Source organism: Streptomyces globisporus C-1027, assembly GCF_000261345.2.
Lineage (GTDB): Bacteria > Actinomycetota > Actinomycetes > Streptomycetales > Streptomycetaceae > Streptomyces > Streptomyces pakalii.
This window is the reverse complement of sequence record NZ_CP013738.1, coordinates 2,318,805-2,333,913: the sequence shown is the minus strand read 5'-3', so window position 1 is coordinate 2,333,913 and position 15,109 is coordinate 2,318,805. Positions and strand designations below refer to the sequence as shown.

11 protein-coding genes are annotated in these 15,109 nt (G+C 71.0%); 4 read left to right on the top strand and 7 right to left on the bottom strand.

The annotated features are described in order from the left end of the window. Positions 1 to 42: 42 nt before the first annotated feature. The 3 genes from WQO_RS10045 to WQO_RS10035 form a co-directional block, all read right to left on the bottom strand. The gene (locus tag WQO_RS10045) at positions 43 to 2,343 is read right to left on the bottom strand and encodes a hypothetical protein (RefSeq protein ID WP_010064353.1); all 2,301 of its coding nucleotides are present in this window, start codon (positions 2,341 to 2,343) and stop codon (positions 43 to 45) included. 39 nt (positions 2,344 to 2,382) lie between these two features. After that, positions 2,383 to 2,877 carry a hypothetical protein gene (locus WQO_RS10040; protein WP_010064354.1) on the bottom strand — a complete coding sequence of 165 codons (495 nt, stop codon included), beginning with the start codon at positions 2,875 to 2,877 and terminating at the stop codon, positions 2,383 to 2,385. Between the two features lie 230 nt (positions 2,878 to 3,107). Next, complete coding sequence (locus tag WQO_RS10035) at positions 3,108 to 3,614, bottom strand: hypothetical protein (RefSeq protein WP_010064355.1); 507 nt, start codon at positions 3,612 to 3,614, stop codon at positions 3,108 to 3,110. 223 nt (positions 3,615 to 3,837) lie between these two features. Between WQO_RS10035 and WQO_RS10030 the strand changes: the two genes are divergently transcribed. After that, positions 3,838 to 5,103 carry an MFS transporter gene (locus WQO_RS10030; protein ID WP_010064356.1) on the top strand — a complete coding sequence of 422 codons (1,266 nt, stop codon included), beginning with the start codon at positions 3,838 to 3,840 and terminating at the stop codon, positions 5,101 to 5,103. Here WQO_RS10030 and WQO_RS36735 read toward each other — a convergent pair. From WQO_RS36735 to WQO_RS10020, 3 genes are read right to left on the bottom strand one after another with little or no spacing between them, the layout of a single operon-like run. Continuing rightward, positions 5,048 to 5,329 (bottom strand): SDR family oxidoreductase, encoded by a 282-nt coding sequence (locus WQO_RS36735; protein ID WP_418082123.1) that lies wholly within the window; start codon positions 5,327 to 5,329, stop codon positions 5,048 to 5,050. The genes WQO_RS10030 and WQO_RS36735 overlap by 56 nt on opposite strands. After that, a complete protein-coding gene (locus WQO_RS10025) occupies positions 5,289 to 6,734 on the bottom strand; it encodes a carboxyl transferase domain-containing protein (protein ID WP_010064358.1) in 1,446 nt (481 codons plus the stop codon). The genes WQO_RS36735 and WQO_RS10025 overlap by 41 nt, the downstream gene beginning before the upstream one ends. After that, positions 6,727 to 8,292, bottom strand: a complete 1,566-nt coding sequence (locus WQO_RS10020) for an acyl-CoA synthetase (protein WP_010064360.1) — start codon at positions 8,290 to 8,292, stop codon at positions 6,727 to 6,729. Before WQO_RS10020 ends, WQO_RS10025 begins: the two co-directional genes overlap by 8 nt. A gap of 328 nt (positions 8,293 to 8,620) precedes the next feature. Between WQO_RS10020 and WQO_RS10015 the strand changes: the two genes are divergently transcribed. Together WQO_RS10015 and WQO_RS10010 are read left to right on the top strand one after the other, a co-directional pair. Beyond that, on the top strand, positions 8,621 to 11,110 hold the full coding sequence (locus tag WQO_RS10015; RefSeq protein ID WP_010064361.1) for a PQQ-dependent sugar dehydrogenase: 2,490 nt from the start codon (positions 8,621 to 8,623) through the stop codon (positions 11,108 to 11,110). After that, a complete protein-coding gene (locus WQO_RS10010) occupies positions 11,107 to 13,275 on the top strand; it encodes a glycoside hydrolase family 99 protein (protein WP_010064362.1) in 2,169 nt (722 codons plus the stop codon). Before WQO_RS10015 ends, WQO_RS10010 begins: the two co-directional genes overlap by 4 nt. 60 nt (positions 13,276 to 13,335) lie before the next feature. On the opposite strand, the gene WQO_RS10005 is transcribed toward WQO_RS10010, so the two are convergent. Continuing rightward, positions 13,336 to 14,559: a nitrate/nitrite transporter gene (locus WQO_RS10005; protein WP_010064363.1), complete on the bottom strand. Its 1,224-nt coding sequence runs from the start codon at positions 14,557 to 14,559 to the stop codon at positions 13,336 to 13,338. A gap of 117 nt (positions 14,560 to 14,676) precedes the next feature. Between WQO_RS10005 and WQO_RS10000 the strand changes: the two genes are divergently transcribed. Then, positions 14,677 to 15,108 (top strand): Lrp/AsnC family transcriptional regulator, encoded by a 432-nt coding sequence (locus tag WQO_RS10000; protein WP_010064364.1) that lies wholly within the window; start codon positions 14,677 to 14,679, stop codon positions 15,106 to 15,108. The last annotated feature ends 1 nt before the right edge of the window (position 15,109 follow it).

The following is a 15,109-nucleotide window of genomic DNA, read 5'->3' as shown; positions in this document are numbered from 1 at the left end:
CGGGACAGGAAAAGCGATGGGTGCTGACTGCCGGAGGCGCGATCAGATGTCCGTCTTCAAGTGAGGAGACATCTGAAGGGTGTTTGTCCCCGCGGCCCGGAAACCGAGTTGGGCGGCCACGCGCGCCTTCTCGTCGATGCTGTCGTCCATCAGATCGTCCCGGCCGTGGGCCTTCGCCGCGGCTTCCACCGCCTTCTCGGTGTACTCCGAGTTCTGCTCGACGCCGCTCTCCCACAGCTCGCCCATGACGGGACCGGCGTTGTCCTTGGCCTTCCCCTCGGCGTCCTTGAAGAAGGATTCGAGGACCATGCTGCTCACCGTCTCCGCCGCGCCGCCGGCCACCGCGCCGCCGACGGGGCTGGCGACGAACGACGTGCCGACGCCGATACCCGTACCGATTCCCCCGGAGATGGCGTTCTTCCACTGCGCCACGGACTGCTCGTACTTCTTGTCGGCTTCTTCTGCTTCGCCGGCGACCGCCTCCTGGCGGCCGATGGCCAAGGTGCCGGACACCTCGCCCGACCCTTGGGCGACCTGCTCGAGGGTGAACTGCATGTCCTTCGAGTAACGCTCGTCGGCCGGCAGGTCCGGGTTCATGTGGTAATCCATGAGGTTCGCCATGTACAGCTTGTTGGCCACCTCCACGGCCGCGTACCCCTCGGCGTTCTGCCCCACGGTCAGCAACAGGGCGTTCACTTCACGGTGGTTGAGCGTGGCAGAGCTGCCGGCGACGGGGAACAGCTTGTCCGTCTCGCCGTCGGAGTCGTTGGTCATGGCCCGGTTGATGTCGGGCAGGTACTCCGAGGTGATCTGCCCGATGCTGTCGGTCATGTAGTTGTGCTTGGTGAGCCGTTCGTTGTCGTCCGCGACGGAGGCCACGAGCGACTCGAAGAGCTTGGTCTGCCCCTCGTTGTGGGCGGGCGTGTCCTTCGTCGGCAACTCGCCCGCGGGGTGCCCGGTCGTGGCGGCCTCCAGGGCGAGGGCGAGAGTGTTGCGGCCGGTGTTGTCGTCGTCGCCCTTGAGGTTGGTCTCCTGCGGCCACTCCCGCTCCTCGAAGAGGTACTGGAAGTTGGAGAGCGGGATCTTTCCGTTCTTGCCGTTGCCGTCCGTGTCGCGCTCGAAGGGGGAGTTCTCCTTGGAGACGTACTCCTGGTTGAAGAAGTCGGTCGCCGCGTCCGGACTGTTGGACAGCCCCTTGAGGTAGCCGGTCAGCGGGTCGTCGCCGCTGTCCTCGCCGATCCGGTTGAGCCACGGGTCCGGTCCCATGTGCTGCCACGCCATGTTGTCGTGCTCGCCGTTGCCGGTGAGCCTGCGTTCCGTCTCCATGAGCTTGGTGCCGTAGCTCTTGAGGAACTGGTCGTCGTAGTCGCCGGTCCGCATCAGATTGCTCATGACCTGGAACCCCATGGGGCCGCCGCCGTCCCGGCCGATGGGCTGGTCGCCGAGCTTGATCATGTTGCCCTTCCAGCTCGTCATGTCGGCGGAGTCGCTCTGGGTGGCGGTGGCGAGCGTTACGCCGAGATTGCGCTGGAGGTCGTCGAGCTTGTCGAGCCGTTCGCCGCCGACGTGCGGGTTCACCGCGAAGTCGTTGATGCCCTGCCAGAACTCCAGGGTCTTCTTGGGCCCGAGCTGCGTGGCGAACCGCTCGGCGAAGAGCGGGTCGTCCTTGTACGTGTCCAGACCGCTGTTGATCTTGTCGAAGTCGGCGGGCGCGAGGTCCTCGGGATTCTTCGCCGCGATCTTGGCGAGGCTCTCGGCTGCCTCGACGGCCTCGACCGCGGAGTCGCGGTCCTTGTAGGAGGCGTCCGAGAAGCCCATCTTGGCCTGGTCGGCGATCGCGGTCAGGACCTTGCTCGCCGAGTTGTCGCTCTCGGTGGCCTTCTTGAGGATGCCCTGCACCTCGTCCCGCAGCGCGGTGACATCGCTCTCGTCGTGCTCCGGAACGGACGTGCCCTTCGCTGCGCGGTCCGGATGGATGTTCATCGTGACGGTGAAACCGCCGCCGCCGGTGCTGGTGACGGTCAGATTCTTCCGGGCACCGCGGCTGATGGCTTCATCCAGATCCTTCTTGTACTGCCGCAACTCGTCACGGGTGTCGGAGAGGATCTTGTGGATGGTGTCGGCCTGGGTGTGGGCATCGGCGAACTCACCTGCGGTCTTACCGACGAACTCCTTGGTGACCTGGGCGTTCAGGCCGGCCCAGTCGGCCGCGTTGGCGGCCTTGCGCAACCCGTCCTGGGCCTGCTTCTTCAACTGCGCGAGGTTGCGCACGAGCAGGCCCCAGTCGGTGACCGACTCGTCCAGCGTGGCGAAGTTGCCGAAGCGCAGCGCGTCGAGATCCATGAGTGGTTGTTTCTCCTGTACGTCTCGGTGGTCGCGCCGCTACTTCTTCTGCTCGTACGCCGGGTTCTTCTTGCCCGGCTCGCCGACCCGCTCGTCGAACCCGGCGTCCAGGGTGTCGATGCTGCTCATCTGGCGTTGGATGTAGTGGTCGTCACCGGCGTGCACCTTCTTGGTGACCTGCATGTGGTTGGCGATGTGGGCGCACGCGTCCATGAGTGACTTCAGCTGTTCGTCCCACCGGTTCGACACGTGCTTGAGCCCACCGCCCAGCGCGAAGCCCTGGCCGCTGAGGTCACCGGCCGCCTTGTCGCTGCTGGGGACGGCCACCCGGGCCTTCTTCCAGAGCTGGTCGTAGAGCTCGTGCGCCTGGCTGCCGATCTTCACCAGATCGCCGTTGCTCACCTTGAGATCGCCGGTCTGCCCGGGCAGGGGCGCGGAGCCGCCGCCCCCGGGGTCGAGCTGGTTCAGCTGCATTCCGGTGGACTGACGCTGAACGGCATCCGCCTTCAGCTGTTCCCACTCGTCCCACGCCATGAAGAACCCTTCCCCCGCGCACCCGCTGTGTTCCGTCGCGCCCGGTTGACGCCTCTGCTTCGAGCCAAGCTAGCAACTCGACCAGGTGTTCACATGGGGCGAAGTCCGATCCCTGGACGGTCGTTGTGACCATCGTGTGGAGGGTTCGGGAACGGCACTGCCCGATGTCCGGGAGTCGGGCGGTTTGCTCGCCTTTGCGTCGTGCGAAGGCTCGGCGTGGGGCCGACGCCTCACCGGCAGGCCGGGGATCCTTCGACGGCCTTGGTGTAGGCGGTGAGGAGCTTCTCGATGGCCTCGGGGTCGTCGATGCCCGTGTCGCGGGTCTCGACCGCTATGTAGAGGTCCTGCTCCGGGTGTTCCGACGTCTTACAGGAAGGGACGGTCCTGCCGACGCCCGCCTGCCCGCTGTAAATGAAGCGTTCGTCTTCGGACATTGCTCCGCCCTTTGTGCCGGGGTACGCCGGCGAGACGGCTGCCGTGGCCTTCCCCTCACTCCACCACGCCTGGGCGAGGCTGAGAACCAGCTTGTCGTCCACGTACAGGTTGCAGCGGACTGTTCCGCCGTTCGGCTTCTGCGTGGCCGAGGTGAGGGAGTCCCCGCCGGGCAGCACGGCCTTCACCAGGGCGGGTTCCACAGCGATGCCGCACAAGGAGCCGGGCACGGTGTACGCCTTCTCGGGCGGTTCGTCGCCGGAGCACGCCGACAGGGTGGCGGCGAGGGCTATGGCGGCCGACACGGAGACGGCCGTGCCGATGAACCGGTGGCGCCGGAGAGACCCTCGGACAGACACGGACAACGCGAGCAGCCTCTCGGAACGATGACAAGGACGGCTCCGACCGTATCCCGGTGGGTGCATCCGCTTCCGGCCAAGTCGGCAACCTGTTCGGTTGTCCCTGCCGGCCGCGGCGCTGTCCCGGCCCCCGGAGCCGTCGGATCAGGGGCCCTGGCTACCATCCCCTGTGACCGAATCAGCCGAACCGCGTGCACGACGCACCCATATACTCGCCGACCTCACGCCCCTGCGGACCTCGCCCGACTACCGGCGGCTCTGGTTCGGGAACACCGTTTCCTGGATCGGCCAGGGCATGACGGCGCTGGCGGTCTCGCTCCAGGTCTACGACATCACCGGGTCCGCGTTCTCCGTCGGGCTCATCGGGTTCTGCTCGCTGGTGCCGCTCGTCGTCTTCGGGCTCTACGGCGGGGCCGTCGCCGACACCGTCGACCGGCGCAAGCTCGGTCTGTTCAGCGCCGCCGGGTCGTTCGGGCTCTCCCTCGTCCTGGTGGCGGCGACCGTCGTCGGCATCGAGCACGTCGGGCTGCTGTACGCGATCGTGGCCCTCCAGGCCGTCTGCTTCGCCCTCAACGCCCCGGCCCGCTCCTCGATGATCGCCCGGCTGCTGCCGGCCGAACAACTGCCCGCGGCCAATGCGTTGACGACCATGACCGGTACGACGGGCACGCTCGTCGGCCCGATGCTGGGCGGCCTGATCGTCGGCTGGTGGGGCTACCGGGCCGCGTACACCGTGGACGCCGTCTGCTTCACCGCCTCCCTGTATGCGATGTGGCGCCTGCCCTCGATGCTGCCCGACCGCAAGGACGGCGAGGCGGGCAAACGGGCCTCCGTCCTGGACGGGCTGCGGTTCCTCGGGACCCGGCCGAACCTGCGGATGACCTTCTTCACCGACCTGTGCGCCATGGTGCTCGCCCACCCCCGCGCCCTGTTCCCGGCCGTCGCCGTCCTCTGGTACGGGGGCGACGCGCGGACCACCGGTCTGCTCGTCGCCGCCCCGGCCCTCGGCGCGCTGCTCGGCGGGGTGTTCTCCGGCTGGCTCGGCCGGATCCGGCGGCACGGGCTCGCGATCCTGCTGGCGGTCGGCTCCTGGGGTGCCGCCATCGCCGTCTTCGGACTCACCCGCAACCTCTGGCTCGGGCTGCTGTTCCTGGCCCTCGCCGGCTGCGCGGACACCGTCTCCATGGTCTTCCGCAACACCATGCTCCAGGCGGCCGTGCCCGACGAACTGCGCGGCCGCCTCCAGGGCGTCTTCATCGTCGTCGTGGCGGGCGGCCCCCGCCTCGGCGACTTCCTGGCGGGCTCGGTGGCCGACCTCGCCTCACCCGCCGTCGCCGTCACCGGTGGCGGCGTCCTGTGCGTCACCGGCGTGACCCTGCTCACGCTGAAGTGGCGCGCCTTCGCCCGCTACGACGCCCGCGACCCGCAGCCGTAGCGGACGGAAGCGGCCGTAGCGTGCGGAAGAAGCCATAGCGGACGAAGAGGCCGCAGGCCGTGTACCCGCCGTCCACCGCCAGCGTGGTGCCGGTGATCCACTGCGCGTCCGGGCCCGCGAGGTAGGCCACCGCGTTCGCGATGTCCACGTCGGCCCCGCAGCCATGAGCGGGGCCGCAGCTGTGCCTAACCGACGATGGAGCGGGCGAAGCCCAGGTCCACGAGATCCTGCGGGCGCAGCCGCAGCTGGTCGGCCGTCGCGCCCGTCTCCGACGGCGGCCGCTTGAGGATCGCGGCGGCCGGTTCCGGGGCGATGACGGAGAAGTAACTGTCCACCGTGACATGGGTGTTGCCCGGTGCCGCGAGCGCCAGCGCCCCGCCCGAACCGCCCTCGCCGATCACCAGCGTCGTCACCGGGACCCGGGCCGCCGCGATCGCCGCGAAGGTGTCCGCGATGGCCGCGCCGGCGCCCGCCCGCTCCGCCTCGGCGTCGTTGGCCGCGCCCGGGGTGTCCACCAGGGTCAGGACGGGAACGCCGAGCCGGTCCGCCAGCCGGATCGTCCGGGCCGCCGCGCGGTATCCGGCCGGGCGGGTCGGCGTACCGCACTGGGCGACGTACGCCACCGGCCGCCCGTCCGCGCGCAGCCCGAAGCCGCAGAGCAGCCCGGGGTCCGTGGAGCCGGAGCGGTCCCCGTGGAGGGGAAGCCGTACGGCGAAGTAGTCGGCCAGATACGCCTCCGCGCGCGGCCGTCGCGGATCGCGCGCCCGCGCCACCGCCTCCCGCCCGGTCTCGGGGAGCCGGGCCGCCGGGTCCCTGCCGGCCGCCGACGGAGTGCCGGCTCCGGAGCCCGTGCCGGGTCCCGATCCCGTACCGGCTCCCGCCCCCGGCTCGCCACCGCCCGCCGACAGCGCACCCGGCACCGGCGCGGCGGGCAGCTCCCCGTGCGGCCCCAGTGCGCGCAGCCAGTGCGTCACCGCGGCGGCCAGCTCGTCGGCCGGGACGACCGCGTCCACCTGGCCCGCCGCGAACTGGCCCTCGGCGCTGTACGCGTACGGGTCGGCGTCCGGCGGCCGCACCCGGGATCCGGCGAAGCCCACCTGCGCGCCCGGCAGCGCCAGCACCACATCCGCGCCCGCCCCCACCGTGGCCCAGCCGCCGCCGGTCGTCGGGTCGCGGACCACGGCGACCTGCGGGAGCCCGGCCGCGCGCAGCCGGACGGAGGCCGCGGCCACCCGCTGGAGCTGGGTGAGCGCGACCATGCCCTCCTGCATCCGGCTGCCGCCCGTGGCGACGAGGGCGACCAGCGGGATACGGCGGGTCAGGGCCAACTCGTACGCGGCCGCCAGCCGGTCTCCGGTCTGCCGGCCCAACGATCCGCCCAGGAAGCCGAATTCGAAGGAGAGCAGGACGCACGCGCGGTCTCCGACGGCCCCGGTGCCGTACACCACGGACTCTTCCTCGCCGGTCCGGGCCGAGGCACGTTCCCGCGCCGCGTCGTACCCGGCCCAGCCGAGCGGGCCGTCCGGCGGCTGGGGGCTCGGCGGCGGGCGGTGCTCGGTGAAGCCCGCCGCGCCGGTGAGCAGGGCGATCGCCTCACGAGCCGTCGCGCGGACGGGGGTGGCGTCAGGCACGGAGCGACCTCTTCATGATCTTGCCCAGGTCGTTGCGGGGCAGCGCGTCCAGGTAGCGCACGGTGCGCGGGCGCTTGTGCGGGGCCAGCTGGGCCGCCACCCGGTCCGCCAACTCCTCGGCGGAGGGAGGAGAGTCGGGGTCCGTCGCGACCACCCAGGCCACCACCCGCTCGCCGAGGTCCGGATCCTCCTCGCCGGTGACCGCCACTTCCCGGACCCCGGGGTGCGCGAGGAGCACGTTCTCGATCTCGCCCGCGCCGATCTTGTAGCCGCCGCTCTTGATCAGGTCGGTGGCCTTGCGCCCGACGATGGTGACGTACCCGTCCGCGTCCACCGTGCCCACGTCGCCCGTGCGGAACCAGCCGTCCGCCGTGTGGGCGGCGGCCGTGGCGTCGGGCCGGTTCAGATAGCCGGTGAACAGGTTCGGGCCGCGCACCTGGATCTCGCCGATCGTCCCGGGCTCGTCGAGCACCGTGCCGTCGTCCTCCGCCAGCCGCAGCTCCACCCCGGCGAGCGGCGGTCCCACCGTGCCCGGGCGCGGTACGCCGTCCGCCCGGATCCCCGTGTTCATCAGGGTCTCCGTCATGCCGTACCGCTCGATCACCCGCCGCCCGGTCGCCGCCGCGATGCGCTCGTGGTCGTGCACGGGCAGCGCGGCCGAACCGGAGACCAGCAGCCGCGCACCGCTCAACGCCCGTGCCAGCACGTCCCGTTCGGCGGTTCCCGCCGGGCCGTCCAGCACCTCCGCCAGCCGGTGGTACATCGTCGGTACGCCGAAGAGCATCGTGCCCCCGGCTCCCATCTCACGGGCCACGCCCTCGGGTGAGAACTTCCCCAGATGGCGCACGGAGCCGCCGCGCCGCAGCGGGCCGAGGACGCCCAGGATCAGCCCGTGGACGTGGAACAGCGGCAGCGCGTGGACCAGGACGTCGTCGCCGGTCCACCCCCAGGCGTCCTCCAGTGCGTCCAGGGATGCGGCGACGGCCCGGCGGGGCAGGACGGCCCCCTTGGGCGGGCCGGTGGTGCCGGAGGTGTAGACGATCAGGGCGGGGGCCTCGGGACCGGCCTCGCCGATGTCGCGTGCGGCGGGACGCGCCTCGCCCGCCCCATCGGCCTCGCCGGTCTCGTACACGTCGGGGCCCGCCGCGCCCGCCTCATGCGCCTGAGAGCCCGCCGGGGCTCCCGAGGCCGCTGCCGCCCGCGCGTCCACCGTCACCCGGCGCAGCTTCTCCAGCGCCGGGGGCAGCTCGTCGTCCGGGCCGGCCAGTACGGCCGTGGGCTCGCTGTCGCCCAGGATGTGCGCCAGTTCGCGTTCGCCCGTCCGGGGGTTGAGCGGCACCGCCGGAACCCCGGCCCGCAGGGCCGCGACCACCGCGATCACCGTCTCCGGCGTCGGGGTGGCCAGGACGGCGACCCGGCCCGCGCCCGCGATCCGGGCGGCCAGGGCGGTGGAGGCGGCGGCCAGCTCGCCGTAGGTCAGGGAGAGGGCGCCGAACCGGACGGCCTCCCGGGAGGCCGCCGGGCCGGTTGGGGACTGGAGCGCGGGAAGGAGGGTCACGCCGGGAAGCCTAGGGCGTCGGCGGCGGCCTCGCCCGGACCCGGAGACCGATGAGGGCAGCGTCACCCCAGGTCCGGCATTCGGAGGGCCCGCCCCGTCCGCCACATGGCTGCACGGAGCATCGAACCGCAATTTCGACACAGCATTGACAAATTAATTTTGCGTTGCCAGCATGCAAAAAGCTTGCCTAGTAAGCGAGTTGGAGCGCTCTCTCCAGGGAAAAACCCGCCCCCACCCGAGCGCCCGAGCCTCCCCCCTGCACGTCGCAAAGCGCGACAGCGCCTTGCCTGACAGACCCCACGTACCGTCAGGAAGGAACCACCCGACCATGTCACCCGCACCCCCGCGGTGGTCCAGATACGCCACCGCACTCGCCGCACTCCTCGCGGCCACGCTCGCCGTCCCCGCCGCAGGACCGGCCCTCGCCGCCGACCCCGAGACGCGAGCCCCGCGCATCGCGGCCGACATCCCCGCCGCCGACTACCAGCAGGTCCAACTCGCCCTCGGAGCAGCCGAGCTGGGCGAGGCCATGTCGCTCGCCGTGCTGCCGGACCGGTCCGTGCTGCACACCGCCCGCGACGGCACGGTCCGGCTGACCGACGCCGCCGGGTCGACGAAGACGGCGGGCAAGCTCGACGTCTACACCCACGACGAAGAGGGCCTTCAAGGCATCGCCGTCGACCCGGACTTCACGGCCAACCGCTTCGTCTACCTCTACTACTCCCCGCTCCTGGACACGCCGCCCGGCGACGCCCCCACCACCGGCTCGGCCGCCGATTTCGCGGCATGGAAGGGGCACCTCAACCTCTCCCGCTTCGTCCTCAAGGCCGACGGCACGCTCGACCTCGGCAGCGAGAAGGTCGTCCTGGAAGTCGAGAGCGACCGGGGACAGTGCTGCCACGTCGGCGGCGACATCGACTTCGACGCCGCCGGGAACCTGTATCTGACCACCGGGGACGACACCAACCCCTTCGAGTCGGCAGGCTACGCACCGATCGACGAACGCACCGACCGCAACCCGCAGTTCGACGCCCAGCGCTCCTCCGGCAACACCAACGACCTGCGCGGCAAGCTGCTCCGCATCAAGCCCACGTCCGACGGCGGCTACACCGTCCCGGCGGGCAACCTCTTCGCGCCCGGCACCGCGAACACCCGGCCCGAGATCTACGCGATGGGCTTCCGCAACCCGTTCCGGATGTCCGTCGACAAGAAGTCCGGAGCCGTCTACATCGGCGACTACGGCCCCGACGCCGGGACCACCGACCCGAACCGGGGCCCCAGCGGCCAGGTCGAGTTCAACCGGGTCACCCAGCCCGGCAACTTCGGCTGGCCGTACTGCACGGGCACCAACACGCCCACGGAGACGTACGGCGAGTACACCTTCCCCAGTGGCCCGTCCGGCGCGAAGTACGACTGCGCCTCCGGCCCCGCCAACAACTCCTTCCGCAACACCGGCCTCGCCACCCTGCCGCCCGCCCGGCCCGCCTGGATCCGGTACGCCGGTGACGCGGGCTCCCCGCCGGAGTTCGGCGGCGGCTCCGAGTCCCCGATGGCCGGACCCGTATACAACTTCGACGCGGACCTCGACTCCGCCGTGAAGTTCCCCGCCTCCCTCGACGGCCGCTTCTTCGCCGCCGAGTACGGCCGCAAGTGGATCAAGCCGGTCGAGGTCAAGGCCGACGGATCACCGGGAACCATCGACACCTTCCCGTGGACCGGTACCCAGGTCATGGACTCCGCGTTCGGACCCGACGGCGCGCTCTACGTCCTCGACTACGGCACCGGCGCGGGCAACCAGGCCCTGTACCGCGTCGAGTACCTCGCGGGCAGCAACCGGTCCCCGGTCGCCAAGGCCGCCGCGGACAGGACGTCCGGGCCCACCCCGCTCGCCGTCTCCTTCTCCTCGGCCGGCAGCGCCGACCCCGAGGGCGGAAACCTCACCTACGCCTGGGACTTCGGCGACGGAACCACCTCCACCGACCCGAACCCCAGCCACACCTACACCACCGCCGGGACCTACAACCCGACGCTGACCGTCACCGACCCCGAAGGGCTCACCGGCACCGCGAGCCTGGTCGTGACGGCGGGCAACACCGCACCCACGGTCACCCTCACCACCCCGGCGGACGGCAGCCTCTTCTCCTTCGGCGACTCCGTCCCCTTCACCGTGACCGTCAGCGACCCCGAGGACGGCACGGTCGACTGCTCCAAGGTCAAGGTCACCTACCTGCTCGGCCACGACAGCCACCGTCACCAGATCACCTCGAAGAACGGCTGCTCCGGCACCATCGACGTCCCCGTCGACGGCGAGCACGACAGCGCCGCCAACATCTACGGGGTCTTCGACGCCGAGTACACCGACGCGGGCGGACTCACCACGCACAGCGACTCCATCCTCCAGCCCCGCCACCGCCAGGGCGAGCACTTCGCCGCCCAGAACGGCATCGAGATCGCCCCGCACGGCTCCGCCGAGGGCGGCTCGGCGGTCGGCTACACCGACGACGGCGACTGGGTCTCCTTCACGCCGTACGTCCTGTCCAACGCCACCTCCATCACCGCACGGGTCGCCTCGGGCGGCGCGGGCGGCACCCTGGAGGTACGGGCCGGCTCCCCGACGGGCACTCTGCTCTCCTCCCTCCCCGTCGCCCCGACCGGCGGCTGGGAGGACTACGTGGACGTCACGGCCGATGTGAACAACGCCCCTGCCGGATCAACCGAGTTGTTCTTCGTCTTCACCGGACCGACGGGCCAGGGAAGCCTCTTCGACCTGGACGCCTTCACCTTCACCACCCAGGGAGCGCAGGTGAACGACCGATGAGGCGATCCCGCATCCGCCGCCTCGCCTGCGCCGTCGCCCTCACCCTCGGAGCCGCCTTCCTGAGCCCCGGCGTGCAGAGCGCGGCAGCCGCCGACCCGTACCAGGTCCTGGTCTTCTCCAAGACCGCCGGATTCCGCCACGACTCCATCCCGGCGGGCATCGCCGCCCTCCAACAACTCGGCACGGACCACGACTTCACCGTCACCGCCACCGAGGACGCGACCGCCTTCACCCCGCAGAACCTCGCCGGCTACGAGGCCGTCGTCTTCCTCTCCACCACCGGCGACATCCTGAACGACACCCAGCAGAGCGCCCTGAAGGGATACGTCGACGGGGGCGGCGGCTTCGTCGGCGTACACGCGGCTGCCGACACCGAGTACGACTGGCCGGAGTACGAGGACCTGGTCGGGGCGTGGTTCCGGAGCCACCCGGCGATCCAGGAGGCCCGCCTCACCACCGAGGACCACGCCCACCCGGCGACCGCGCACCTGGACGACACCTGGACGCGGACCGACGAGTGGTACAACTACCGCTCCAACCCCCGCGACAGCGTCCGCGTCCTCCAGTCCCTGGACGAATCCAGCTACAGCGGCGGCGAGATGGGCGGCGACCACCCCATCACGTGGTGCCACGAACAGCAGGAGGGCCGCTCCTTCTACACCGGGCTCGGCCACACCATCGAGTCCTTCGCCGACCCGGACTTCCGCCAGCTCCTCCTCGGCGGCGTCCAGTACGCGGCCGGAGCCGTCGAGGCAGACTGCTCCGCCGGTGATCCGGGCCCGGACCCGGGCGGCGACAGCGCGGAGGCGGAGGCGTACACCTCCTCCTCCGGCGTCCAGAGCGCCGCCCACGGTTCGGCCAGTGGGGGAGCCACCCTCGGCTACATCGACGACGGCGACTGGGCGGGGTACTCCGCCCTCGACACCGCCGGAGCCACCGCCTTCACCGCGACCGTCTCCTCGGCCGGTGCGGGCGGCACGATCGAGGTCCGCTCCGGCTCGGCCACCGGTCCGCTGCTCGGTTCCGTGGATGTGGCCCCGACCGGCGGCTGGGAGACCTTCACCGAGGTCACCACGACGCTGACCGCCGGTACCGGCCCGCTGTTCCTGCGGTTCACCGGGGGAGCGGGCGCGCTCTTCGACGTGGACCGCTTCACCCTGACCCGCGCCCCGGCCACCGAGGACGAGGGCTCGTCCAACGTGCACCTCTTCTACTACCCCTGGTACGGCACCCCCGACGGTCCGGCGGGCAACTGGCGGCACTGGCAGCAGGGCGGCCACACCCCGCCGGACGCCATCGGCGCCGACCTCTACCCGAAGCTCGGCCCGTACGACTCCGGGGACATCGCCGGGGCGGTCGACCAGCACATGGAGTGGGTGAAGCGGTCCGGCGCGGGCGTCATCGTCTACAGCTGGTGGGGCCAAGGGGGGTACGAGGACAGCCTCGCCGGTGACGTGATGGACGCCGCCGCCCGCCACGGCATCGAGGTCGCCTGGCACATCGAACCGTACGGCGGCCGCACCGCCGCGTCCGTCGTCGACGACATCGCCTATCTGGAAGGGAAGTTCGGCGACCACCCCGCGTTCTACCGGGACGCGGCCAACGGCGACCGCAACGCCTACTACATCTTCGAGAGCCTGAAGATCCAGGACTGGTCGGCACTCGACGCCGTCAAGGACACCGCCATCGTCCTCGCCCAGACCACCGACACCAGCAAGGTCGACCACTTCGGCGGGATCTACACCTACGACGGCATCGCCGGCGCCACCGCCCCCGGCTGGAAGAGCGCGGGCGACTACGCCAAGGCCAACGGCCTCGTCTGGGCGCCCTCGGTCGCCCCCGGCTACGTCGACGACCGGGCCGTCCCCGGCAACACCACCCCGACCCTCGGCCGCGAGGACGGCGCCTCCTACGACCTGGAGTGGGACAACGCCCTCGACCCGGCCATCGGCGGCGACCCCACCTGGGTCTCCGTCACCTCGTTCAACGAGTGGCACGAGGGCAGCTCCATCGAACCCGCCTCCTCCACCCCGCCCCCGGGCCACGGTTACGAGACCTTCGAGGGAGCCTACGGAAAGACCGGGGAAGCCGCCGAGACGGCCTACCTCGACCGGACCGCGTACTGGGCGGACCGGTTCGAACAACAGCTCCGGCAGCGCCGGTAGCCCGCACACGAACGGCCGCGATCCGGCGGGAACGCGGCCGTTCTTCCCCGCCCGACGGCGTCACTCGTCGCGCTGGACGGTCCGCATCCGCCCGTAGGCGTACACACACCCCGCCAGCGCCAGATCGGACAGCAGCATGAAGCCGATCGCGTAGGAGTCCTTGGCGCTGTAGATCGCGCCCATCACCAGCGGCGGCACGAATCCGCCGAGCCCGCCCATCGCCCCTACGATGCCCGTCACACTGCCCACCTTCGGCTGCGGCGTCACCTGCGAGACCAGGGCGAACACACTGCCGCTCGCGGTACCGAGCCCGGCCGCCATGGCCAGCAGCGCGATCGTGCCCACCGGGTTCAGCGGCGGCTCGAAGGCCTGCACGATCGCCATCAGCGCGGCCAGCAGCAGCGCCACCGAGGTCACGACCGCCGGGTGGATCCGGTCCGAGAGCCAGCCGCCGATCGGCCGGAAGACCACCGTGACCAGGGCGAACCCGGCCGCCTTGGTGCCCGCCTCGGTCGGCGACATCGCGTACCAGGTCTTCAGATACGTCGGCAGATAGACGCCGAACGCCACGATGCCGCCGAAGCCGATCGCGTACAGCGCCGACAGCTCCCAGGTCACCCGCAGCTTCCCGGCCTCGCCGAGCCGGTGCGCCAGGGTGTCCGTGGGGATCTTCCGGTCGGGGTGGTCGCTGATCAGGACGGCGGCGAGCAGGGCGAACACCACCAGCGCCCCCGCGACCACCAGGAACGGCAGATCGTCACCGTGCTTCGCGATCCGCGGGGTGAAGTACCCCGACAGTGCCACCCCGCCCATGCCCATGCCGAACACACCCAGCGCGAAGCCCCGCTTGTGCGGCGGGAACCACGCGTTGACCAGCGGAACGCCGATCGCGAACGTCGTCCCGCCGAGCCCCAGCAGGAAGCCGACCGCGAGCATCGCCCCGTACGAGTTCCTCGCCGGGATCAGCAGCAGTACCGGCACGATCGTCAGAGCGGAGACCAGCGGGAACATCAGCTTCGCGCCGTACTTGTCCGTCAGCGCCCCCACCGGGATCCGGCCGAGCGAGCCGACCAGCACCGGCACGGCCACCAGGAACGACTGCTGGAACGAGCTGAGCCCCAGCCGGTCCTTGTAGTCCCCGGACATCGGCGCGATCAGATTCCACGCCCAGAAGGTCAGCGCGAAGCCCACCGTCGCCAGGACGAGATTGCGGTACGCGGCCGGGGACGGCGCCGCTGCCCCCGGTGCGGGCGGCTCGGAGGACTGCTTGACAGAGGTGTCCACACCAGCAAGTCAAGGGCGCGGGACATCGCACGGCCCGTCGGACTGCGCCGACCGGGCGACAGCGGACCGTCCCGGGCTTCCTCAGCCAATATCGTCACAAGCTGGGACAATTACCGTATGGATCGGCTGGACAGGGAAATCCTCGGCATTCTCCAGGAGGACGCCCGGATCTCGTACCGGGATCTGGGCGTACGCGTGGGGCTCAGCGCCAACGCGGCGGGCGACCGGGTCCGCCGGATGCGCCGCGACGGGGTCATCCGGGGCTTCACCGTCATCGTCGACCCGGCCGCCGACACCCGTTCGGGCCTGGTCGTCTTCATCGATGTGACGTTGCGCCTCGACACGACGAACGAGGAGTTCGAACGCTCGGTGCTGATGCTGCCCGGGATCACGGAGGTGGTGCACGTGACCGGCGGCCACGACTACCTCCTGCGGGCCGCCGCCGCCGACCCGGGGGCGCTGGACAGCCTGCTGCGCCGGCTGAAACGGGAGGCGGGCGTCGCCCACTCGAACACCCGGATCGCGCTGCGGGCGGCCCCGAAGCGCTGAG